Below are 21,117 nucleotides of genomic sequence, written 5' to 3' on the forward strand. Positions count from 1 at the left end.
GGCCCCGCCGTCGGTGGGCGCCGCTTCGACTACGCGCGGCGCGATCAACGCATCTCTTCGACAGCCTCAACGCCGAGGATAGCAAGACCCGATCTGAGAACGGTCACGATACCCTGGACCAGCGCGAGGCGCGCCGACGACATTTGTCGATCATTTTCCATAATGAAGCGTAAATGCGGCGAATCCTTCCCGCGATTCCACTGCGAATGGAAGTCTGACGCAAGCTCATAAAGGTAGAAGGCGACGCGGTGCGGCTCGTGCGCCTGGGCCGCCGCCTCGATCAGGCGCGGGTATTGCGCGAGGCGCTGGACGATGGCGATTTCGCCGGCGTCGTCGAGCCGATCGAGCGGTGCCGCGGCCAAGACAGCGGGCGAGAGATCGAGGTCGGGCAGCGCGGCCCGCGCATTGCGCAGGATCGAGCGGCAGCGCGCGTGGGCATACTGGACGTAGAAGACCGGATTGTCCTTCGACTGCTCCACGACCTTCGCCAGATCGAAGTCCAGCGTCGCGTCGTTCTTGCGGTAGAGCATCATGAAGCGAACCGCGTCGCGGCCGACCTCGTCCACCACCTCCCGCAGCGTGACGAAATCGCCGGAACGCTTGGACATGCGCACCGGCTCGCCGTTGCGGAACAGGCGGACGAGCTGGACCAGCTTCACGTCGAGCGCGGCCGTGCCACCGGAGATCGCCTTCAGCGCGGCCTGCATGCGCTTCACATAGCCGCCATGGTCGGCGCCCCAGACATCGATCTGGTCGAGGAAACCGCGGTCGGCCTTGTCCTTGTGATAGGCGATGTCGGAGGCGAAGTAGGTATAGGTGCCGTCCGACTTCATCAGCGGGCGATCGACGTCGTCGCCGAAGGCGGTCGAGCGGAACAGCGTCTGCTCGCGCTCCTCCCAATCGGCATCGTCGGCGCCCTTCGGCCGCTCCAGCACGCCCTCGTAGATGCTGCCCTGCGCGCGCAGTGTGTCGATCGAGGCGCGCACCTTGTCGACCGGCGCCTGCAGCGAGCGCTCCGAGAAGAACACGGAATGGCTGACGTTGAGGGCGGCAAGATCCTTGCGGATTTCCGCCATCATGGCGTCGATCGCCGCATCCCGGCAGATCGGCAGCCACTCCGCCTCCGGGGCGTTGTGGAGGCTCGCGCCATATTTCGCCTTCAGCGCCTCACCCACCGGCTTCAGGTAGTCGCCGGGATAAAGCCCCTCCGGGATCGTGATCATCTCGCCCAGCGCTTCGCGGTAGCGCAGATAGGCCGAGCGGCCGAGCACCTGCACCTGCGCACCGGCATCGTTGATGTAGTACTCGCGCGTCACGTCGTAGCCCGCGACGTCGAGCAGGCTCGCCAGTGCGTCGCCGAACACCGCGCCGCGGCAATGTCCCACATGCATCGGCCCGGTCGGATTGGCGGAGACATACTCGACATTGACCTTCGCGCCGCCGCCGACCGTGGCGCGGCCGAAGGCATCGCCGGCCGAAACGGCGGCTGCCAGAACCTTCGGCCAGACGGAAGCCTTCAGGGTCAGGTTGATGAAGCCGGGGCCGGCGATGTCGACCTTCGCGACATCGGCGAGCGCGCCGAGGCGGGCGGCGATCTTCTCGGCGAGGTCGCGCGGCTTCATCCCGGCTTCCTTCGACAGCACCATGGCCGCATTGGTCGCGAGATCGCCGTGGGTCGCATCGCGCGGCGCCTCGACCACGACGCGGTCGAGCGCTGCCTGCGGCACATTGATGCCGTCCGAGCCCAGTTCCGCGACGGCCTGCCGCACATGCTGGGTGAAAACCGAGAAAATGTTCATGCCGAAAACCCGAAAGACGCGTGCCGCGCTCTACCGCAGATCGGGGGTATGGGCAAACAGCCGCCGGTGTTCCTCCTGCGCGTAACGGTCGGTCATGCCGGCAATGTAGTCGGCGGCGCGGCGGGCCCGGCGCGCCTCGTCCAGCGCCTCGATGCCGTCGGACCATTGGGGTGGCATGGTGCGCGGATGTTCGAAATAGGCGGCGAACAGGTCGCGCACGATGATGCCGGCATTGCGGCGGATCGGCACGACGCGCGGGTGCCGATAGACATGCGCGAACAGGAAGGTCTTGATGCCGGCGTCGTAGTCGCGGATCTCGGGTGAGAACTGCACCAGCGTCCGGCCGCAGCCGCGGATGTCCTCGACGCTCTGGGGGTTCAGGTCGCCGAAGGCGCGCGTCGCCTCGCCGATAATGTCCTCCACCAGCCGCGTGATCACCCGGCGGGTCAGTTCGTTGATCTCGCGGCTTTTCTCCAGCGTCGGATGCCGGTCGCGGATTTCCGCCAGGAATTCGCGCGCCATGGGCACGTCGGCGCCGAGATCGTCGAGGGTGAACAGCCCTGCCCTCAACCCATCGTCGATATCGGCGGCGTCATAGGCGATGTCGTCGGCAATGGCGGCGGCCTGAGCCTCGGCGCTGGCGTGGCTGGCAAGGTCCAGCGGGTTCAGGGCGTCGTATTCGAGGATTGCGACGGGTATGCCTCGCTCCGCATAACGCGCGATCGGGCCGCCGTCGGGCCGGAGCAACGGGCCGTTGTGCTTGACGAGGCCTTCCAGCGTCTCCCAGCAGAGGTTGAGCCCGTCGAAGCCGGCATAGCGACGCTCAAGCCGCGTGACGATGCGCAGCGACTGGGCATTGTGGTCGAACCCGCCATAGGCGCGCATGACCTCGTCCAGCGCATCCTCGCCGGTATGGCCGAACGGCGTGTGGCCGAGGTCGTGGGCAAGCGCCAGCGTCTCGGCGAGATCCTCGTCCAGCCCGAGTGCGCGCGCCAGCGAGCGGGCGATCTGCGCCACCTCGATCGTATGGGTCAGGCGGGTGCGGTAATGGTCGCCCTCGGGCGCAACGAAGACCTGCGTCTTGTGTTTCAGGCGGCGGAAGGCCGTGGCGTGGACGATGCGGTCGCGATCGCGATGGAACTCGGTCCGGGTCGGCGATGCGGGCTCCGGCACCAGCCGTCCGCGGCTCCGGCGCGCGTCGGAGGCATAGCGCGCCAGCGGCGGGTAGAAATAGCTGGCGACCGCCATGGCATCCCCGACAGCGACCCGATGCGCCATCCGCAGGGCTGTTCCCCACGCGGATTGACCGGGCCATGGGGCGCACATACCTATTGGGTCATGGGGCCGCAAGCCGGCGGCCCGCCAGATATTCGTGTTTCCGGCCTTGAACCGGGGAGACGGAGCCGAAACCGATGATCACCCAGACGACAGAGCCCGTCACAGTCACCGACCGCGCTGCCTCGCGGATCGCCAGGATCATGGCGAGCGAACCGCCGGGCTCGATGCTGCGCATTTCCGTGGAAGGCGGCGGCTGCTCGGGCTTCCAGTACAAGTTCGACTTCACCACCACCCGCAACGACGACGATCTCGTCATCGAAAAGGGTGGCGCGACCGTGCTGGTCGACGAAATCTCCCTGCCCTACATGGCCGGGACGGAGCTCGACTGGGTCGAGGACCTGATCGGCTCGGCCTTCAAGCTTCAGAACCCCAACGCAGTCGCCAATTGCGGCTGCGGGACCAGCTTCTCGATCTGATCAGTACAGCGTCGATTTCTGCCGGGCGTCGAGCGCCGCGTCGTAGGTCGCGGCATCGAAACTCGCCTGCGCGCCCTTCAGCATCTGGCCGGGGGACGGCAGTTCGGTGCGGATGCGATGCAGCGAGGCATCCCAGAGCTTCGAGCGGTGCAGCGCGCGCGAGCACTGGAAATAGACCGCCTCGATGGTGATGACGAGCGCCGTCCGCGGCGTCTTGCCGTCCATGGCGTAGCGCTCCAGTAGGCCCGCATCGGCGGTGATGCGGGCGCGGCCGTTGAGCCGCAGCGTCTCGTTGACCCCGGGCACGAAGAACAGGAGCCCGACGCGCGGGTCGCGAACGACGTTCAGCAGGCTGTCGATCCGGTTGTTGCCGCGCCGGTCGGGCATCAGCAGGGTTCGGTCGTCGAGCACATCGACGAATCCGGCGGGGTCGCCGCGCGGGGTTGCGTCCAGCCCGCCCTCGCCCGCCGTTGCCAGCACGCAGAAGGGCGAGGCTTCGATCAGCGCGCGATATTCCGGCGTGAGGGAAGTCACCTCCTTGATGATCGAGGCTTCGCCCGCTCGCCATAGAGGGCCTTCAGGGCCGCCTCGCCCTCGATCCACATCGATTCTCTCCCTGCTGACGCATCGCGTGCCGCCTTGTGGCAGAGACGAGCCATCGAGGGCTAGAGTGCCTTTCGTTGGAATCGCGGGCAGGCCATGATCATCGCCACGTGGAACGTCAATTCGATCAAGATCCGGGTGGAGAACACGCTCGCCTGGCTGAAGGAGCGCAATCCGGACATCGTCTGCCTCCAGGAGCTGAAATGCGTCGACGAGGCGTTCCCGCGCGAGGCATTCGAAGCCGCCGGCTACAATGTCGCGACCCACGGCCAGAAGACCTATAACGGCGTCGCCATTCTCTCGAAGCTGCCGCTGGAGGATGTGACGCCGCGCCTGCCGGGCGACGATTCCGACGAGCAGTCCCGCTATCTGGAGGCCGTCGTCTCGACGCCGTCGGGCGCTGTCAGGATCGGCGCGCTCTACCTGCCGAACGGCAACCCGATCGGCACCGAGAAATTCACCTACAAGCTCGCGTGGATGGACCGGCTGATCCGCCATGCGAAGGACCGGCTGGCCCTCGAGGAGCCCTTCCTGCTGTGCGGCGACTACAATGTCATTCCGACGCCGCGCGACGCCAGGAACCCCGCAGACTGGGTCAATGACGCTCTGTTCCAGCCGGAATCGCGCGGCAGATGGCGCGAACTCGTCGCGCTCGGCTTCACCGAGGCGACGCGGGCCTGCGACGATTCTGATGGCCTCTACTCGTTCTGGGACTATCAGGCCGGCGCGTGGCAGCGGAACAACGGCATCCGCATCGACCACCTGATGCTCTCGCCCCACGCCGCCGACCGGCTGGTGACGGCCGGCATCGACAAGCACGTGCGCGGCTTCGAGAAGCCGAGCGACCACGTGCCGGTCTGGTGCGAGATCAGGATCTGAGGCGCTTCAGGCGTCCTGTGTCGGGAATTCGGCGGGAAGCGTGATCTCGATGAGTTCGAGATCGTCGGAGTGGCCGAGTTCCTTGTGGACGATGCCCGGCGGCTGGTGCACGCAGCTGCCCGGCTCCAGAAGCACCTCGCCGACTCCCTCGTACCAGAAGCGCACCCAGCCCTTCAGCACATAGACCATCTGGAACTGCAGCGTGTGGGTGTGGCGACCGCCCTCGGCATGGGCGCCCGGCACCGCGCGGATGACGTGGGCGCCAACACGGCCGCCCGTCGCCTTGCTGATGCCGAGGTCGCGGTAGACGAAGAAATTGCGGAGTCCCTGCCCCTTGAACTCCGCGTCCCGTGCGTGCGCGGCCGAAAATGCGCCGGCCTCCGTCGCGATGACCTCCATGCCGCTCCTCCTTCGGTGCTCGCCCGGCCCCTTCAGTCCCAGCCTGCCTCATCGAAGGCGAACGAGGCAAGCGATCAGCGGCGCGCCACCATCATCGGCATGCCGCCGTCCGGCCTGAGCGTCAGGCGCGTATTCGGCTTCGGCCGATGGCCGGGCACAGGCATGAAGCGCAGGGCGCGCATCAGCGTCGCGAAGATCACCACCGCCTCGACCTGCGCGAAAGACGCCCCGATGCAGATGCGCGGGCCTGCCCCGAAGGGCAGATAGGCCCCGCGATGGCGGCCCTTCGACCTTTCCGGCGAGAAACGATCGGGGTCGAAGCTCTCGGGATCGTCCCAGATCAGTCGGTGTCGATGGATCGCATAGACCGGCACGTAGACCGGCGTGCGTGCGGCGACCTTTTCGCCGCCCACCGTCACGTCCTCGGATGCGATACGCGGGATGAGCGGCGCGGGTGGAAAGAGGCGCATGGCCTCCTGAATGACCTGTTTTGTGTAGACGAGCTTGTCGACCTGGCCGGCGTCGATGGCCGCATCTCCCGCGACCGAAGCGATCTCATCCAGCACCCGGCTTTCCACATCAGGCGCATTGGCCGTCAGCCAGAGCGCCCAGGTCAGCGCCAGCGCGGTCGTCTCGTGGCCGGCGACGACGAAGGTCAGGAGATTGTCGGCGAGTTCCAGGTCGGTCATCGCCCGGCCGGTCTCGGGGTCGGCGGCGGCGATCAGGAAGTCGAGAAGGTCCGGCGTCGTGCCCGGATTTGCGCGCCGCTCGGCGATGACCCGCGTCATCTCCGCCTTCAGGAACCGGTTGCCAGCGCGCGCCCGGCGCTTGCCAGGATAGGGCATCCAGGTCGGCAGCCGCAGCACGGTGATGGCGGCGATCCAGCCGACCGTCTCGAAATAGTGGGAAATCTGCGCTCCGAACCGCTCGGTATCGAAGGAGCCGCGCCCGGACAGCATGGTTTCGACGATCACGTCGAAGGTCGTCGCCATCATGGCTTCCGAGACATCGACCGCCTGCCCCGCGGGCGCGTCGCGCAGCCGCTCGGCAGCTGCCTCGGCGGCCTGCGCCATGGCCGGGACGAAGCCGAGAATCGTGCCGTGGCGAAACGGCGGCGAGGACGCGCGGCGCTGCCAGCGCCAGTCGGCGCCTTCGGCCGTGAAGATCGACTTGTTGCCGACGGCTGCCCCGATGGCGCGCTGGACGATGGGGGCCTTGGGGAAAACCTCCGCCTTGCTGACCAGCACCTCCTCGACCATGGCCGGGTCCATGACGAAGAGCAGTGGCCGGCCGGCAAAGCCGAGCCATTGGGAGCGCTCGTGGAACAGCGCCTCGGGCCAGGTTTCGAGCGGATTGCGGACCAGGGTGCGCAGGAAGCGCAGCGCCTTGAGCGGTTCGGCCGGATGATCCAGCCCCGGCGGAACGAAACGCTGCGTCTCGACCAGGGTCATGGGCCTTGGCCCCTTAGCGGCGGATGGTCTTCAGCCAGTTCTCGACGAGACGCAGCGCGACGCCACGCTCGTCATCGGAGGCCGAGCGCATGGCCTCGTCGTACATTTCCGAGATCCAGGTCTCGTTATCCGTCGCGGCTTCCTTGGCCAGCGTCAGGAACATCAGCCCGCGCGGAGCCGCGCGCGGCACGTCGCGGCCGGCGAACAGCATATGGCCCAGCACGGCCTGCGCCTGGTGGTGGCTTTTCGCTGCGGCGAGCTGCAGCCAGCGGGCTGCCTGGCGCGGGTCGCGCGGCGTACCCTTGCCCTCCAGGAACATGCGGCCGAGGCGGAACTGGCCGTCAGCGTCGCCGAAGGTCGAGGCGGCGTAGAAATAGAGTTCGAAGGCGCGCTGCGGATCGGGGCGCACGTAGGAATTCGGGATGCCCTCGACGAGATAATTGCCCATCTGGACGAAGGCCGAGGAGATGAATCGCGCGTCCGGCGAATTCGGCCCCTCATCGCGCCGGTCCATGGTGATCCGGCGGAAGGTCTCGAAGGCCTTGAGGTCGCTGCGCGCGACGCCCTCGCCTTCCATGTACATGCGGCCGAGCCGCCAGGCGGAGGCGGCATGGCCGCCGCTCGCCGCATACTGAAGGGCGGAAACAGCTTCCTCAGCCCGGCCGTCGCGCAAAGCCCGCGCACCGGCGCGAAACGCGTCGAGCGCCGAGCGGGCATCGCCCGCCGGCTGCCCGTCGAAGGCGAAGGCCGATCCGACGCCGATGGGGCTTGCCGCCACCACCAGCGCCACGACCACGGCACGGACTGTCGAAACCTCAGATATCCGCATAGACGTGCTTTTCCCCGGCGCCGCCCGGATGGGTCACAGCGCCGTCAACCGCAGGACCGACCTGCTGCGCGTATTTCCAGATGGCGCCCGAACCGTATTCGGTGTCCTTCGGGCCTTGCCATTCCTTCTTACGCGCCCGCAATTCGGCGGCCGTAAGGCGAACTTTGAGCGTTCCCTTGACGGCGTCGATCTCGATTATGTCGCCATCGCGGACATGAGCGATCGGGCCACCGACCTGAGCCTCGGGGCCGACATGGCCGATGCAGAAGCCGCGCGTCGCGCCGGAGAAGCGGCCGTCGGTGATCAGCGCCACCTTGTCGCCCATGCCCTGCCCGTAGAGCGCGGCCGTGGTCGCCAGCATCTCGCGCATGCCGGGGCCACCCTTCGGCCCTTCGTAGCGGATGACGAGAACCTCGCCCTCCTTGATGGTGCGCTCGGTGACCGCCTTGAAGCACTCTTCCTCGCGGTCGAAGCAGCGGGCCGGCCCCTTGAACTTCAGCTTCTTCATGCCCGCGACCTTCACGATCGCGCCATTGGGGGCGAGGTTGCCCTTGAGGCCGACGACGCCGCCGGTCTTGGTGATCGGTTTCGACGTCGGATAGACGACATCCTGATCGGGGTTCCAGCGCACCTTCTCGAGGTTCTCGGCCATGGTGCGGCCGGTGACCGTCATGCAGTCGCCATGCATGAAACCGCCGTCCAGCAGCGCCTTCATGAGCAGCGGGATGCCGCCGGCCTCGAACATGTCCTTGGCGACATATTTGCCGCCCGGCTTGAGGTCCGCGATGTAGGGCGTGCGCTTGAAGATCTCGGCGACGTCGAACAGGTCGAACTTGATCCCGGCTTCATGCGCCATGGCCGGCAGATGCAGCGCCGCGTTGGTCGAGCCACCCGAGGCGGCGACCACGGTCGCGGCGTTTTCCAGCGCCTTGCGGGTGACGATGTCGCGCGGGCGGATGCCGCTCGCGATCAGCTCCATCACCTTCTCGCCCGCCGCATAGCAGAAGGCGTCGCGGATGTCGTAGGGAGCCGGCGCGCCGGCCGAATAGGGCAGCGCAAGGCCGATGGCCTCGGAGACGGTCGCCATGGTGTTGGCGGTGAACTGCGCGCCGCAGGCGCCGGCGGAGGGCGCGCCGACGCGCTCCAGCTCGTCGAGGTCCTCGGAGGACATCTCGCCGACGGAATGCTTGCCGACCGCCTCGAACAGGTCCTGCACGGTGACCTGCTTGCCACGGAACGTGCCGGGCAGGATCGACCCGCCATAGATGAAGATCGACGGCACGTTGAGCCGGATCATCGACATCATCATGCCAGGCAGCGACTTGTCGCAGCCGGCAAGGCCGACCAGCGCGTCATAGGCATGGCCGCGCATGGAGAGTTCGACCGAGTCGGCGATGATCTCGCGCGACGGCAGCGAGGACTTCATGCCGGCATGGCCCATGGCGATGCCGTCGGTGACAGTAATGGTGCAGAACTCGCGGGGGGTCCCTTGAGCGGACTCGACGCCCTTCTTCACCGCCTGCGCCTGACGCATCAGCGCGATGTTGCAGGGCGCGGCCTCGTTCCAGCAGGTCGCCACGCCGACGAAGGGCTGGTGAATCTGCTTGGTCGAGAGACCCATCGCATAGAGATAGGAGCGGTGCGGCGCGCGGGCCGGCCCCTCGGTGACATAGCGGCTCGGCAGCTTGCTCTTGTCGAACTTCGGGCTGGTCATTTCGCTCCCCATGACAATGCGGTCATCACTTCCATCGCCGGAAGCGTTGAGCGGTGTCCTGACATCGCGGGGAGAACTTGAAAAGGCATCTACTCGCTGGACCACACATGCGGAACGACGCCAGTTAGCGACCGTTCGAACCAAATTTGTCGCGGAATTTCTGCGCTTTGGCCTGTGGCGGGATTGCGGCGGAAAATGGTGAACAACTTCCGCGGATGCGAGCAGTTCCAATCTGTTGCGGAAATGACACGAAATAGAACGTGATGCTGCGCCGCAGCTAAGACCGCCCGGCAGACAGCCGGGCGGCCCAGAGTCATTTCACGACGGCGCGAAGGCCAATCAGCCGAGATCGGCGAGCCGTCCGATGGCGGTCTCGATCCGCGCCTTGCGCTCGGCCGCCTCGGCGCGCTTCTCGCGCTGCTCGTCGATGACGTCCTCCGCCGCGCGTGCCATGAAGTTGGCGTTGCCCAGCTTGCCGTCGCAGCGCGCGATATCGCCCTCGGCTTCCTTCAGCGCCTTGGTCAGGCGCACGCGCTCGGCCGAGACATCGACGATGCCGGCGAGCGGCAGGGCCAGCGTCTCGCCGCGCACGACGATCTGCACCGAGCCCTTCGGCGCGGCGTCGGCCGGCGTGACCTCCGACAGGCGCGCGAGGCGGGCGAGCAGGTCGTGATGACGCGCCGCGCGCTCAGCCGTCTGTGCCGAGACGCCGGCCAGAACCAGCGGCACCTGCGCGCCCGGCGCGACGTTCATTTCGGCGCGCACCGAGCGGATGGCGGAGATGGTATCGACCAGCCAGCCGATCTCGGCTTCCGCCTCGGCGCTTTCGAGCCCCTTGAGCTCAGGCCAGCGGCTCAGCGCCAGCACGCCCGTGCGCGCCGGCCCCTCCTCGCCCGTCACCGTCCACAGCTCCTCCGTGATGAAGGGCATGAACGGGTGCAGCAGCGCGAGGATCTGGTCGAGCGTCCAGGCGGTAGCGGCGCGCACCTCGGCCTTGGCCGTCTCATCCGCGCCGTTGAAGACCGGCTTGGCGAGTTCCAGGAACCAGTCGCAGAAGATGTTCCAGACGAAGCGGTAGGCCGCGCCGGCCGCCTCGTTGTACTTATAGGACTGGATCGCGGCCTCGGTCTCCGCGACGGCCTTCGCGGTCTCGCCGACGATCCATTTCGCCAGCGTCGTCTCGACCCTGGCCGGGTCGAATCCCGCGACGCGGCGGCATTCGTTGACCTCGGTGAAACGGGCGGCGTTCCAGAGCTTGGTCGCGAAGTTGCGGTAGCCCTCGACGCGCGAGCGCGCGAACTTCACGTCCGATCCCTGGCTCGCCTGCGCGACCAGCGCGAAGCGCAGCGCGTCGGCGCCGAACTCGTCGATCAGGCCAAGCGGATCGACGACGTTGCCGAGCGTCTTCGACATCTTGCGGCCCTTGTCGTCGCGGACGAGGCCGTGGATGACCACGTCGGAGAACGGCTTCTCCTTCATGAAGTGCAGGCCCAGCATCATCATGCGGGCGACCCAGAAGAAGATGATGTCGAAGCCGGTGACGAGCGTGGAGGTCGGGTAGAAGCGCTTCAGCTCCGCTGTCTCGTCCGGCCATCCCAGCGTCGAGAAGGGCCAGAGCCCCGACGAAAACCAGGTGTCGAGCACGTCGGGATCGCGGGTGAGCCGAACCCCCGCCCTGCCGAAATGCTTGTCGGCGAGCATTTGCGCGCCAGCCTCATCAGCCGCGACGAAAATTTCGCCGTCCTCGGCGTACCATGCGGGAATCTGATGACCCCACCAGAGCTGGCGCGAGATGCACCAGGGCTGAATGTTCTCCAGCCAGCGGAAATAGTCGCCGGCGAAGCGCTCCGGGACGAAGCGCGTCTCACCCTTGCGCACGGCTTCGAGGGCGGGCTTGGCGAGCGTCGCGGCATCGACATACCACTGCTCGGTCAGCCAGGGCTCGACCACCGCGCCGCCGCGCTGGGCGTGCGGCACCATATGGGTGTGCGGCTCGATCTTCTCGACGAGGCCGAGTTCCTCGAGATCCGCGACGACCTTCTTGCGCGCGTCGAAGCGGCCGAGGCCGCGATAGGCCTCCGGCGCATTCTCGTTCACGACCGCCGAAGCGTCGAAGATGTTGATCAGTTCGAGATTGTGGCGCTTGCCGACCTCGAAATCGTTGAAGTCGTGGGCCGGCGTGATCTTCACCGCGCCGGAGCCCTTTTCCGGGTCGGAATAGGTGTCGCCGACGATCAAAATCTCGCGGCCGACCAGCGGCAGGACCACGGTCTTGCCGATCAGGTGCCGGTAGCGCTCGTCCTCGGGATGAACGGCGACCGCCGTGTCGCCCAGCATCGTCTCGGGGCGCGTGGTCGCGACGACGATATACTCGCCGGGATTGTCCTTCAGCGGATATCGGAAATGCCAGAGGTTGCCCTTGACCTCGAGGCTGTCGACCTCGAGGTCGGAAATGGCCGACTGGAACTCCGGATCCCAGTTCACGAGGCGCTTGTCGCGGTAGATCAGGCCGCCCTTGTGCAGTTCCACGAAGACCTTGATGACGGCCTTCGACAGGCCCTCGTCCATGGTGAAGCGCTCGCGCGACCAGTCGCAGGACGCGCCGAGGCGCTTCAGCTGGTTGACGATGGTGCCGCCACTCTCGGCCTTCCACTCCCAGACCTTTTCCAGGAACTTCTCGCGGCCGAGATCGCGCATCTGGATCTGCTTGTCGGCGAGCTGACGGGAGACGACGAGTTGCGTCGCGATGCCGGCATGGTCGGTGCCCGGCTGCCAGAGCACGTCCTTGCCGCGCATGCGCTCATAGCGGCAGAGCACGTCCTGCAGCGTGTTGTTGAGCGCGTGGCCCATATGCAGCGACCCCGTGACGTTCGGCGGCGGGATGACGATGCAATAGGTTTCCGCGCCCGCGCGGTCGGGGCGGCCAGCCTTGAAGGCTTCGGCCTTATCCCAGGTCTCGGCCATGCGGGCTTCGATGTCCTTGGGCGAGTAGGTCTTCTCGAGCATGACGGTCCGGGTTTCGCGCAGGGGGCGCCTGTCAGGGCAAGGCACTCATATAGGGTGCGCACCAAAGCCGTGCCGGGCGCGGGAAGTCAACATTTCTGCCATGCGCCCCCGCGACTTGCCGCAGCGCAAGAGAGGGGCGCATAGGGTCGGTGCATGGCCACAGGCAGCATCGAGACCGCCCCGCTGGAGCCGGTGCCGTGGCGCGCGCTGTTCGTGCTGGGCGCGGCCTCCTTCGCATCCTCGGCGGCGCTTCGGTTCTGCGACCCGCTTCTGCCCAAGCTCGCACTGGCCTTCAACACGACCCCCGGCGGGGCCGCCATCGTCGTGACGACCTATGCCGTCGCCTATGGCGGCTTCCAACTGATCACCGGCCCGCTCGGCGACCGTTTCGGCAAGGTGCGGGTGATCGCCCTCGGCGCCCTGCTCTGCGGATTGTTCACCACCGCCTCGGCCTTCGCGGCCAGCCTTGAACAGCTCGCCCTGCTGCGCTTCCTCGCGGGGCTCACCGGCGCCGCCATCATTCCGAACTGCCTCGCCTTCATTGGCGACACCATTCCGATGCCGCAGCGCCATGCCGTGCTCGCCCGCTACATGATCTTCATGAGCACGGGCACCGTCTCGGGCCAGGCCATTGGCGGGGTACTCGCCGACATCTTCGGCTGGCACGCCGTGTTCCTGATGGTGGGCGGGTTCCTGCTGTTCGGCGGAGCGGTCCTGACGTTGCAGATGCAGACCAACCCAGTGCTGTCGGCCCGCTCGCCGCCGCCCGAAGGCGGGCTGATGGGTTCGTTCCGCCAGATCGCGGCGGTCCGCAACAGTGTCACCGGCCGGCTCGTGCTCGCCACCGTCGCCATCGAAGCGGCCGTCTATTTCGGCGCCTTCACCTTCCTCGGCGCGCATCTGCGCGAGGCGTACGGCATCAGCTACACCGCCATCGGCGCGTTGACCGCACTCAGCGCGGTCGGCGCCGTGACCTATTCGACGCTCGCGCCCTACCTGCTTTCACGCATCAGCCAGTCCGGACTCATGCTGGTATCGGCGACGCTGTTCGCCGCCGGTTTCATCGCTTTCGCGGCAACCCCGGCGCTCTGGCTCGTGGCGCTGGCCATCGTCGTCTGCGGCGCGGGATTCGCGCTGTTTCACAACTCGCTGCAGATCATGGCGACGCAGATCAATCCGCAGGCAAGGGGTGCATCCATCGCCATCTTCGCCTTCGCCTTCTTCGCGGGACAGACGATCGGCGTGTTCATCACCAGCCTCGCCTACGACCGGTTCGGCGCGTCGCCGCTCTTCGCGACGACGGCCGTGCTGCTGCCCCTGATCGTGCTGTGGTTCCGCGCCCGCGTGGTGACGCGGTTCGATCTCTGACGGCTCAGCGGCCCGAACCGCCCCGGGAGACGCGCTCGATCTCGGCGCGCACCAGGCGTTCGACCAGCTGCGGAAGGTTGTCGTCCAGCCAGTTCTTCAGCATCGGGCGCAGCATGTCCTTGACGAGGTCGTCGATCGTGCGACCGTTGCCCGAGAGCATGGTGTTGGCGAGCGAGCCGAAGGCGGCGCCGACAGCGGCATGCGTCTCCGCCGAGATGAGCGCCGAGGCCGGCGCAACAGCAGCCGGAGCCGGTACCGGGGCCGGCGGCGGCGCGGGCGGCGGTGACGGCTGATCCATGAACTCGACATCGGCCCGCTGGGCGATGGGGCGGATCATTCCGACGCGCTCGGGGACGGCATCGGCGCGCGACAGCTCGAAAATCTCGGGTTCCCGCGGCGCGGGGGCCGGCGGCGGTGGAGGTGGCGGCGGAGCGGCCCTGACCACCGGCGGCGGAGCCGGAGGGGGCGGCGGCTCGGGCTCGTCGTCGAAGCCGGCAAGCAGGGCGTCGATATCGTCCTGCGACTTCGGCGCCTCATCGGCCACGGGCATCAGCACCGGCTCGGCTGCCTTGGCCGCGGGCGCGGCTTTCGGCGGCTCATCGTCGGCGATGATCCGTCGGATCGACGCGAGGATTTCCTCCATCGACGGTTCATTGGCCTTGGCCGTCTGCGACATCCCAGCCCACCCCACGAGTTGCACGCATCGGTGCGGCCCATTTGCGGTCTGCGCAGAGCACGAATCGCCACCGAATCAACAAGGCCGACTATGCACTCGCAATGATGCGATGGCTAACGGCCCCTGGGGCGATCCACAGCGAAGTGGACGGGCGGATCAGCGCCCGTCGGGCGTGCGGACGCCGATCCAGAGATCGCGGACCTGATCGTAGTGGACAGTGGGGTCGTAGATATCGGTGCGGAGCGCCAGACGCGAGCCGCTGAGGCGGCCCATGGCAGCGAGCACCGAATAGGACAGCACCACGCGGTCGCGCTGCGCGCGGACCAGCGCCACGCGCGCCTCGGTCAGGGTCTGGGTCGCATTCAGCACGTCGATGATCGTGCGCTGACCGACCTTGTATTCCTCGCGGATGCCGTTGACCGCGATTTCCTGCGCGCGGACCTGCACCTCGGCGGCCTGGATCTGGGCGCGCGAGGCTTCGAGCGCGGCCCAGGACTGCATGACCGCCTGACGGACGCTCGCCGCCGCCGTCTCGATCTGGATGCGCCGCTGCCCGTAGGCTTCCTTGGCCTGACGGATGGTCGCATAGTCGCGGCCGCCATTGGCGAAGATCGGAATGGTCAGGGTGGCGCCAACGGCCGCCGAGAAGGACTGCGTCGCCGGGCCGGTCTGCTCCGCCGAACGGGTGACAGTCGCGGAGAGGCCGAGCGTCGGATAGAGCGCCGATTCGGCGATGCGGACCTGCAGCATCTGCGCGTCGGCGCCGTGGCGCGCGCCGCGGATGGCGGGATGTTCGGACTGCCCGGTGATGACAGCGCCATCGAGATTGCGCGGCAGGAGACGCTCGATCGTTCGCGCCGGCGTCAGGCGCCCCGGCGCGATACCGACCTGCTGGATATAGACTGAACGCGAATTGGCGAGATCCGATTCGGCGCCGGTCGCAGCGGCGACGGCAGCCTGAAGCGCCGATTCGGCCAGCGCGACGTCGGTGCGGGTGACCTCACCGACATTGAAGCGATCGCGGGTCGCGCGCAGCTGCTCGCGCAGCACCTCGACGTTGCGGCGGCGCAGATCGAGAACCGCCTGCTCGCGCAGCACGTTCATATGCGAGGTGGCGGAAGCCAGGAGGACAGTCTGCTCGGTGTTGCGCAGCGTCTCGCGCGCAACCAGCACGTTCTGGTCGGCCTGCCGCACCGTATTGGTGGTTCGGTTGCCGTCGAACAGCGGCTGCGTCGCCGTGATGCTCGCCGAACGGGGCATGGTGCGCAGCGTGCGGTCCGCGCCCGGCGCGCCGAGGATCGAGCCCGAGGCCGATTCGGTGTACTGCCCGGCCGCCGTGACGGTGGCGTTGACCGACGGGCGGTAGCCGGAGAGCGCGGCAGGCACGCCCTCATTGGCCACGCGCACGCCCGCGCGGGCCGCGTTGAGATCGGGATTGTTGCGATAGGCCTGAATCAGCGTCTGCTCGATGGACTGCGCGTGCACAGCCCCCGGCAAAGCCAAGCATGCGAAGCCCGTGAGGGCGGCGGAAACAAGACGGGAGCCTACGCTGCGCATAGAGGCTCGAACCATAGCAACACCTGCATTTGGGCCATTCCCGACGGTTCCGCCAAAGTCGAGACGTTCATATGTGGTTAAACATCCGCCCTTAACTGCTGGTTAAAGGCAAACTCCATTCCGAGAAACCCTAAACATGGCCTAGGCCGCACTTTCCCTGCCCCACTGGGGCATGTCGGCAACACTCCTGTAGGGTCTCCCGGCTACGCCGATCAGAACACGAATCCCCTCGGCTTGGCGAATCCGGGCAGCGGCGGAATGGCCGCGTCGAAGGCCGGACGGGCGCTGATCTCGTCGCCGATACGAGTGTGGACGAGGCATTTCGCCGCGCGGCCCTGCCCGACCACCGCGACCAGGCGCCCGCCCGGCTTGAGCTGGGCGAGCAGCGCGTCGGGCACTTCCTCGACCGAACCCTGCAGCAGAATCGCGTCATAGGCGCCGCCCGCCGCATGCCCGGCCTCGAGCGCCCCCTCGACGACGACGGCATTGGCAAGGCCGGACAGCAAGGTCTTGGCCGCTGCCGCAAGCGCTGCATCCGCCTCGAGCGCCGTCACCTGACCCGCGATGCGCGCGAGAACCGCGCTCGAGTAACCGGTGGCCGGCCCGACATCGAGGACATGGGCAGCCGAATCGAGATCAGCTTCCTGAATCATCCGCGCGAGGACCATCGGCTCGATAATGTAGCGCGCCGGCTGGCCGTACGCGGCTTCGGTGACGGCGAGATCGTCGTCGAGATAGGCGAGCGCGCGGCGATTCTCCGGCACGAAGGCCTCGCGCGGGACCGCCATCAGCGCCTCGACGATGCGGGAATCGGTGACGTCGTTCACGCGAATCTGCGTGTCGACCATGGTGCGTCGGGCGCGCTCGAAATCCATCATCACACCGTCCTCGGATCGCCGCCGGACGCGGCCCGGCTCGAGGCCCAGTCTTTACCGGCGCTGGCCCTACCCGCGCAAGCCGGGTGGCGCTCGGGGATTGTTGCGGGACCCCGACCCACGTGCTAGAGCGAGCCCACTCCGCGCCGGTATTCCCGGCGATGACCCGGACGGCCTCGTGGCGGAGTGGTTACGCAGAGGACTGCAAATCCTTGCACCCCGGTTCGATTCCGGGCGAGGCCTCCAACTCTCTCGACGATCAAGAGCGAAAGCCAGCCGCGCTTGCGTCCCCGGTTCGGGTTTGGCCAGGAACTGAGCGACCCCACCTTCGATCCAGGCGCGGTGTCCCGTCCTGGCTGTTCGGAACTTGGCGACATGGGCAATCGGATCGTGCGGCAACTCCCATGCCCGGCCAAGTCAGGCGAAGAGCGACCTCAACGCTTCCAGGCGTTGGATGGCCTGTTCCGGCGCCTCGGCGCGCCGATCGTGCGGCCTCATGATATGCTTCGGCTAGAGCCGTGCCGGAGGGCGCCCCACATCAGAAGGGCTGCATTGTTGCGGTCGATCGGCTCCACGCGCATGCTCTCAAAGAGCCGCCGCCGGGCCTGAATCACAAGACAGAAGCGGAAAATCCTGTTCTCAACGGTCACATAGAGACTGGGAGACTGGTTCAACAACCGCCGTCTCCTCGAGCCCATTGGCAACATACGACCCGCAGAGGCAGAGGAACTCCACTACGCCGCGCTGGCAGAGCAGGCGATGACCGCGTCGATTACCACAACTGGCCTGCAGCAAAATCCGGGCAGCTCAAGGCTCCGACCCTGATCATCTCAAGCAATGAACGTGTCGCACCACAGTGGAGGGGCGCGCTGAATTGCCATGGCCCGCGTAAGACACTGCACAACCGCTTCATCTGCTGGAGCCGGCTCGGGGCGTCGATCGGATTTTCTTCGCGCGATCGCACGTTGTTCCATGCAGCTTCCCGATCGCACCGGCCGTAAATTGCACCACGGGGTCACTGCTGGTACACAGCACGGCTCATCCAGCACATTCTACCGCTCGGACAGCCTGCCTTGGACAAACCCGTTCTGATCTCGGTCGTCGTACCAGTCTACGCGGGACAGGACTATCTCCCGAGGCTGGTTGAAGCGCTGGCAGCCGTCCGCGCCTCGTGGGAGAGCGAGGGTGCGCCGATGCGCCTGGGCGAGGCGGTCCTCGTTGACGACGAGGCGATCGATCGATCTGCCGAGACCCTCGATGCTCTTGCAAAGGCATATCCCTGGGTCGTGCCGTTGCACTTGATGCGGAACTTCGGCCAGCACGCAGCAACGATCGCCGGCATCCAGCACACGTCGGGCGATTGGGTCGTCACGATGGACGAGGACCTCCAGCATCCGCCTGCCGCCATCGAAACGATGCTCCGCAAGGCGGTCAGCGAGAGCGCCGACATTATCTATGGAACGCCCGACAGCGACGTTCACGAGGCGCTCTCGCGCGATTGGGCCTCGCGCGCGTTCAAACAGCTTATGGTTCGCCTGAGCGGCAATTCGAATGTCCGCTACTTCTCGAGCTTCCGGTTGATCCGAGGACCACTTGCCCGCGCGGTGTCGAGCGTCTGTGGCCACGACACCTATTTCGATGTGGCCCTGTCGTGGTTCACGACCCGGGTGGCAACCGTGCCAATGACGCTGAAGGACGAGCGTTACATCAGCAAGGGCCAGTCGGGCTACAAGCTGTCGCGGCTCCTCTCGCATGCTAGGCGCATGCTGATTTCAAGTCAGGTCAAGGTGCTGCGCGTTTGCGGCCTGTTCGGTCTCGCCGTCGTCGGGTTGAGCATTCTTGCCAGTATCGGTCTGGTATTGCAGCACTTTCTCGTGCCTGAATCAATTCTCGCCCGAGGCTGGACCTCACTTGCGCTCATGGGGCTCTTCTTTGGCGGCTTCATCACCTTCATGATCGGCATCGCGCTTGAATACCTATCTTCACTCGTTCTGGTCGCGCACGGCAAGCCGCTCTACTTCGTCGCGGACAGGTCCAGCGACAGTGCCATAGCCGCCCATTTTCATCGGAAGACCCCGTGATCTTGCTGCGAAGGCACATGGCCGGCGGGGAAAGGCAGGTACTCGCCATTCTCGGGCTCGGCCTGATCGGGCAGGCCATCCTGGCCGCAACGAGAAGGCATTGCGCCTTCGACGAAGTGAGCTTGCCGATCAGCTGGACCGATACGGCACTTCGGCGCGACCAGCTGGCCGCTGTCCTGACGGCGATCGGTTCGCGGGATCACCCGCCGGCACGCATCGACATTGTCTGGTCCGCCGGAAGAGCCGGGTTCGGAGCCAGGCAAGATGAACTCGCTGCCGAGGAAGAGCCCTTCCTCGATATCCTCGCCCTCGCCGACCGTCTCGTCGACATTGCGCCCAAGGCTCGGCACGGTTTCCATCTTATGAGTTCGGCGGGCGGCCTCTTTGAAGGCTGCCGTCTGGTGGATGCTACGACCGAACCCTCGCCGCGCCGGCATTATGGCATCGCGAAGGTACGTCAGGAGACACTGGTCAAGGCAATGCGCCCCGAGATTGCATCCTTCATCTACCGTCCGTCATCGACATACGGCCTATCCGACGGCACGGCACGGCTCAGCTTGATCAATGTTCTGATCGCCAACGCCCTTAACAAAAAAGTTTCGCATCTGTTTGGCGACCAGACGACGCTGCGCGATTATATTCAGGCTGGCGATATCGGCTCCTTCGTCGCAGGCCGTCTCGTCGGCCATGCGCCGAACCCCGGCACCTTCCTTTTGGCCAGTGGCCGGGCGACCGCCCTTCAGGCCATTGTCCATCTGGTGGAAGCCGCTCTTGGAACACGATTGCTCCTGCGCATCGACCCGCGGCCGAGCAATGCTGAGCACATGTCATTCCGTCCAGCTGCCCTTGCCCCCGGCTTCGTCGCGACTGATCTTGCCACCGGCATTAGGCAGATGGCCCAGCGCCATTTATATTGCTGAGCGGCAGAATGAGCGCATGCAAAGCGCTTGGCACCCCAAAAAGTCCCCTTATGAACTCTAAAAAGCACGACACAGCAGAGATATTCGATTCATATCGGAACAATTATTCCGATACGGTCGACGACGCGATCGCGTTCACGGGCCTGAAGACCGATTTTTTCACGCGGGTTAAGGCGGACTACATCGTCGATATCGTGCGTGGGCATTTTGGCAGGCAGCTGGTCGATGCCCTCGATATCGGCTGCGGCGTCGGCAATTACCATCAGCACCTCGCGCCGACATTCCAGTCCCTGTCGGGAGTTGACATATCCTCCGCCTGCATCGAGACCGCTCGGCGCTGTAACCCCTTTCAGTCCTACCAGACTTACGAAGGCGATCGCCTCCCCCATCCTGACGCCTCGTTCGACGTCGCTTTCGCCATCTGCGTCCTCCACCACGTTCCCGTCGCGGACTGGCATGGATTCGTGCGCGAGATGCGGCGGATTCTTCGTCCCAATGGCCTCGCATTGATCTTCGAGCACAATCCCGGCAACCCACTGACGATGCGGGCGGTCAACAATTGCCCCTTCGATGCCGACGCGGTCCTCCTGCGCGCCAAGGAGACCGAGCAACTCATGGAGGCCGCCGGATTCGATGACGTCGCGAGCCGCGCCATCCTTTCCGTTCCGGCGGCTGGACAGTTTCTGCGAGCGGTCGATCGACTGTTCGCCCGCCTGCCATTCGGCGCGCAATATTACGTGCGCGGTACGGCATGATCGGAGGCGACGGCCCCTTGGCGCGCCTGACACTGACTGGTGACGGCATAGCCGGGAAGGCCGTGCGCTTTGGCGTGGTCGGCGTGCTCAGTGGCGCGATCTACGTCGCGGTGGCGGGCACGCTCGTCCATCTTGATCTGTGCGGACCGACCATGGCGGGCATCATTGGCTATGTCGCGGCGATACCGGTCAACTTCATTGGCAATCGTCGCTTCTCATTTCGATCCGAAACGAACCTTGCGAGCGATCTGCCGCGCTATGTCCTCCTGCACATCGCCAACAGCCTGCTGGCCGCGGCCACGATGGCCCTGACGATCGATGGATTGCGGCTGCACTATCAGGTTGGGCTCGTGGCGACGATCGTCGTCATTCCAGTGACCAGTTTCATCGCCATGAACCTCTGGGTCTTCGGCCGCCGGCGCGGAACGGCCGACACCGCAACCTGAGCCTG

18 protein-coding genes and 1 tRNA gene are annotated in these 21,117 nt (G+C 66.2%); 8 read left to right on the forward strand and 11 right to left on the reverse strand.

All coding sequences use genetic code 11. The features are described from left to right. Positions 1-44: 44 nt before the first annotated feature. Together argS and JNK84_RS11905 are read right to left on the reverse strand one after the other, a co-directional pair. Positions 45-1,799 carry an arginine--tRNA ligase gene (argS, locus tag JNK84_RS11900; RefSeq protein WP_293424323.1) on the reverse strand — a complete coding sequence of 585 codons (1,755 nt, stop codon included), beginning with the start codon at positions 1,797-1,799 and terminating at the stop codon, positions 45-47. 30 nt (positions 1,800-1,829) lie between these two features. Continuing rightward, the gene (locus JNK84_RS11905; protein ID WP_293424325.1) at positions 1,830-3,047 is read right to left on the reverse strand and encodes a deoxyguanosinetriphosphate triphosphohydrolase; all 1,218 of its coding nucleotides are present in this window, start codon (positions 3,045-3,047) and stop codon (positions 1,830-1,832) included. Positions 3,048-3,211: 164 nt separating this feature from the next. On the opposite strand from JNK84_RS11905, the gene erpA reads away from it, so the two are divergent. Next, complete coding sequence (gene erpA / locus JNK84_RS11910; protein WP_293424327.1) at positions 3,212-3,553, forward strand: iron-sulfur cluster insertion protein ErpA; 342 nt, start codon at positions 3,212-3,214, stop codon at positions 3,551-3,553. Here the strand turns inward: erpA and JNK84_RS11915 are convergent, their stop codons facing one another. After that, positions 3,554-4,087 carry a pyridoxamine 5'-phosphate oxidase family protein gene (locus JNK84_RS11915; RefSeq protein ID WP_293424329.1) on the reverse strand — a complete coding sequence of 178 codons (534 nt, stop codon included), beginning with the start codon at positions 4,085-4,087 and terminating at the stop codon, positions 3,554-3,556. It abuts the gene before it with no gap. Between the two features lie 165 nt (positions 4,088-4,252). On the opposite strand from JNK84_RS11915, the gene xth reads away from it, so the two are divergent. Next, a complete protein-coding gene (xth, locus tag JNK84_RS11920; protein ID WP_293424331.1) occupies positions 4,253-5,035 on the forward strand; it encodes an exodeoxyribonuclease III in 783 nt (260 codons plus the stop codon). Positions 5,036-5,041: 6 nt separating this feature from the next. Here xth and JNK84_RS11925 read toward each other — a convergent pair whose 3' ends face one another. The 5 genes from JNK84_RS11925 to JNK84_RS11945 form a co-directional block, all read right to left on the reverse strand. After that, on the reverse strand, positions 5,042-5,434 hold the full coding sequence (locus tag JNK84_RS11925) for a cupin domain-containing protein (RefSeq protein WP_293424333.1): 393 nt from the start codon (positions 5,432-5,434) through the stop codon (positions 5,042-5,044). Positions 5,435-5,508: 74 nt separating this feature from the next. Next, a complete protein-coding gene (locus JNK84_RS11930; RefSeq protein ID WP_293424335.1) occupies positions 5,509-6,885 on the reverse strand; it encodes a cytochrome P450 in 1,377 nt (458 codons plus the stop codon). Positions 6,886-6,898: 13 nt separating this feature from the next. After that, a complete protein-coding gene (locus tag JNK84_RS11935) occupies positions 6,899-7,714 on the reverse strand; it encodes a tetratricopeptide repeat protein (RefSeq protein ID WP_293424337.1) in 816 nt (271 codons plus the stop codon). After that, entirely contained in the window at positions 7,701-9,428 is a 1,728-nt protein-coding gene (gene ilvD, locus JNK84_RS11940; protein ID WP_293424339.1) for a dihydroxy-acid dehydratase, read from the reverse strand. The genes JNK84_RS11935 and ilvD overlap by 14 nt, the downstream gene beginning before the upstream one ends. A gap of 339 nt (positions 9,429-9,767) precedes the next feature. Further along, positions 9,768-12,434 carry a valine--tRNA ligase gene (locus JNK84_RS11945; protein ID WP_293424341.1) on the reverse strand — a complete coding sequence of 889 codons (2,667 nt, stop codon included), beginning with the start codon at positions 12,432-12,434 and terminating at the stop codon, positions 9,768-9,770. Between the two features lie 153 nt (positions 12,435-12,587). Between JNK84_RS11945 and JNK84_RS11950 the strand changes: the two genes are divergently transcribed. Beyond that, positions 12,588-13,802, forward strand: coding sequence for an MFS transporter (locus JNK84_RS11950; RefSeq protein ID WP_293424343.1), 1,215 nt, complete (start codon positions 12,588-12,590; stop codon positions 13,800-13,802). A 4-nt stretch (positions 13,803-13,806) separates the two neighbouring features. On the opposite strand, the gene JNK84_RS11955 is transcribed toward JNK84_RS11950, so the two are convergent. From JNK84_RS11955 to JNK84_RS11965, 3 genes are all read right to left on the reverse strand, one after another. Further along, positions 13,807-14,478 (reverse strand): PopZ family protein, encoded by a 672-nt coding sequence (locus JNK84_RS11955; protein ID WP_293424345.1) that lies wholly within the window; start codon positions 14,476-14,478, stop codon positions 13,807-13,809. A 156-nt stretch (positions 14,479-14,634) separates the two neighbouring features. Beyond that, positions 14,635-15,963 (reverse strand): TolC family outer membrane protein, encoded by a 1,329-nt coding sequence (locus tag JNK84_RS11960; RefSeq protein WP_293424347.1) that lies wholly within the window; start codon positions 15,961-15,963, stop codon positions 14,635-14,637. 284 nt (positions 15,964-16,247) lie between these two features. After that, positions 16,248-16,913 (reverse strand): protein-L-isoaspartate O-methyltransferase family protein, encoded by a 666-nt coding sequence (locus tag JNK84_RS11965; RefSeq protein ID WP_293424349.1) that lies wholly within the window; start codon positions 16,911-16,913, stop codon positions 16,248-16,250. Positions 16,914-17,082: 169 nt separating this feature from the next. Here JNK84_RS11965 and JNK84_RS11970 point away from each other — a divergent pair. The 5 genes from JNK84_RS11970 to JNK84_RS11990 all read left to right on the forward strand — a co-directional run bounded on the left by JNK84_RS11970 (position 17,083) and on the right by JNK84_RS11990 (position 21,112). Further along, positions 17,083-17,156, forward strand: a tRNA-Cys gene (locus JNK84_RS11970). An 827-nt stretch (positions 17,157-17,983) separates the two neighbouring features. Next, positions 17,984-18,991: a glycosyltransferase family 2 protein gene (locus tag JNK84_RS11975; RefSeq protein WP_293424351.1), complete on the forward strand. Its 1,008-nt coding sequence runs from the start codon at positions 17,984-17,986 to the stop codon at positions 18,989-18,991. Continuing rightward, positions 18,988-19,911 carry an NAD-dependent epimerase/dehydratase family protein gene (locus JNK84_RS11980; protein ID WP_293424353.1) on the forward strand — a complete coding sequence of 308 codons (924 nt, stop codon included), beginning with the start codon at positions 18,988-18,990 and terminating at the stop codon, positions 19,909-19,911. The genes JNK84_RS11975 and JNK84_RS11980 overlap by 4 nt, the downstream gene beginning before the upstream one ends. Before the next feature lie 50 nt (positions 19,912-19,961). Further along, complete coding sequence (locus tag JNK84_RS11985) at positions 19,962-20,666, forward strand: class I SAM-dependent methyltransferase (protein ID WP_293424355.1); 705 nt, start codon at positions 19,962-19,964, stop codon at positions 20,664-20,666. A 17-nt stretch (positions 20,667-20,683) separates the two neighbouring features. After that, complete coding sequence (locus tag JNK84_RS11990; protein WP_293424357.1) at positions 20,684-21,112, forward strand: GtrA family protein; 429 nt, start codon at positions 20,684-20,686, stop codon at positions 21,110-21,112. Positions 21,113-21,117 lie beyond the last annotated feature (5 nt).

The organism is Phreatobacter sp. (assembly GCF_016793595.1).
In the GTDB taxonomy this organism is placed as follows: domain Bacteria; phylum Pseudomonadota; class Alphaproteobacteria; order Rhizobiales; family Phreatobacteraceae; genus Phreatobacter.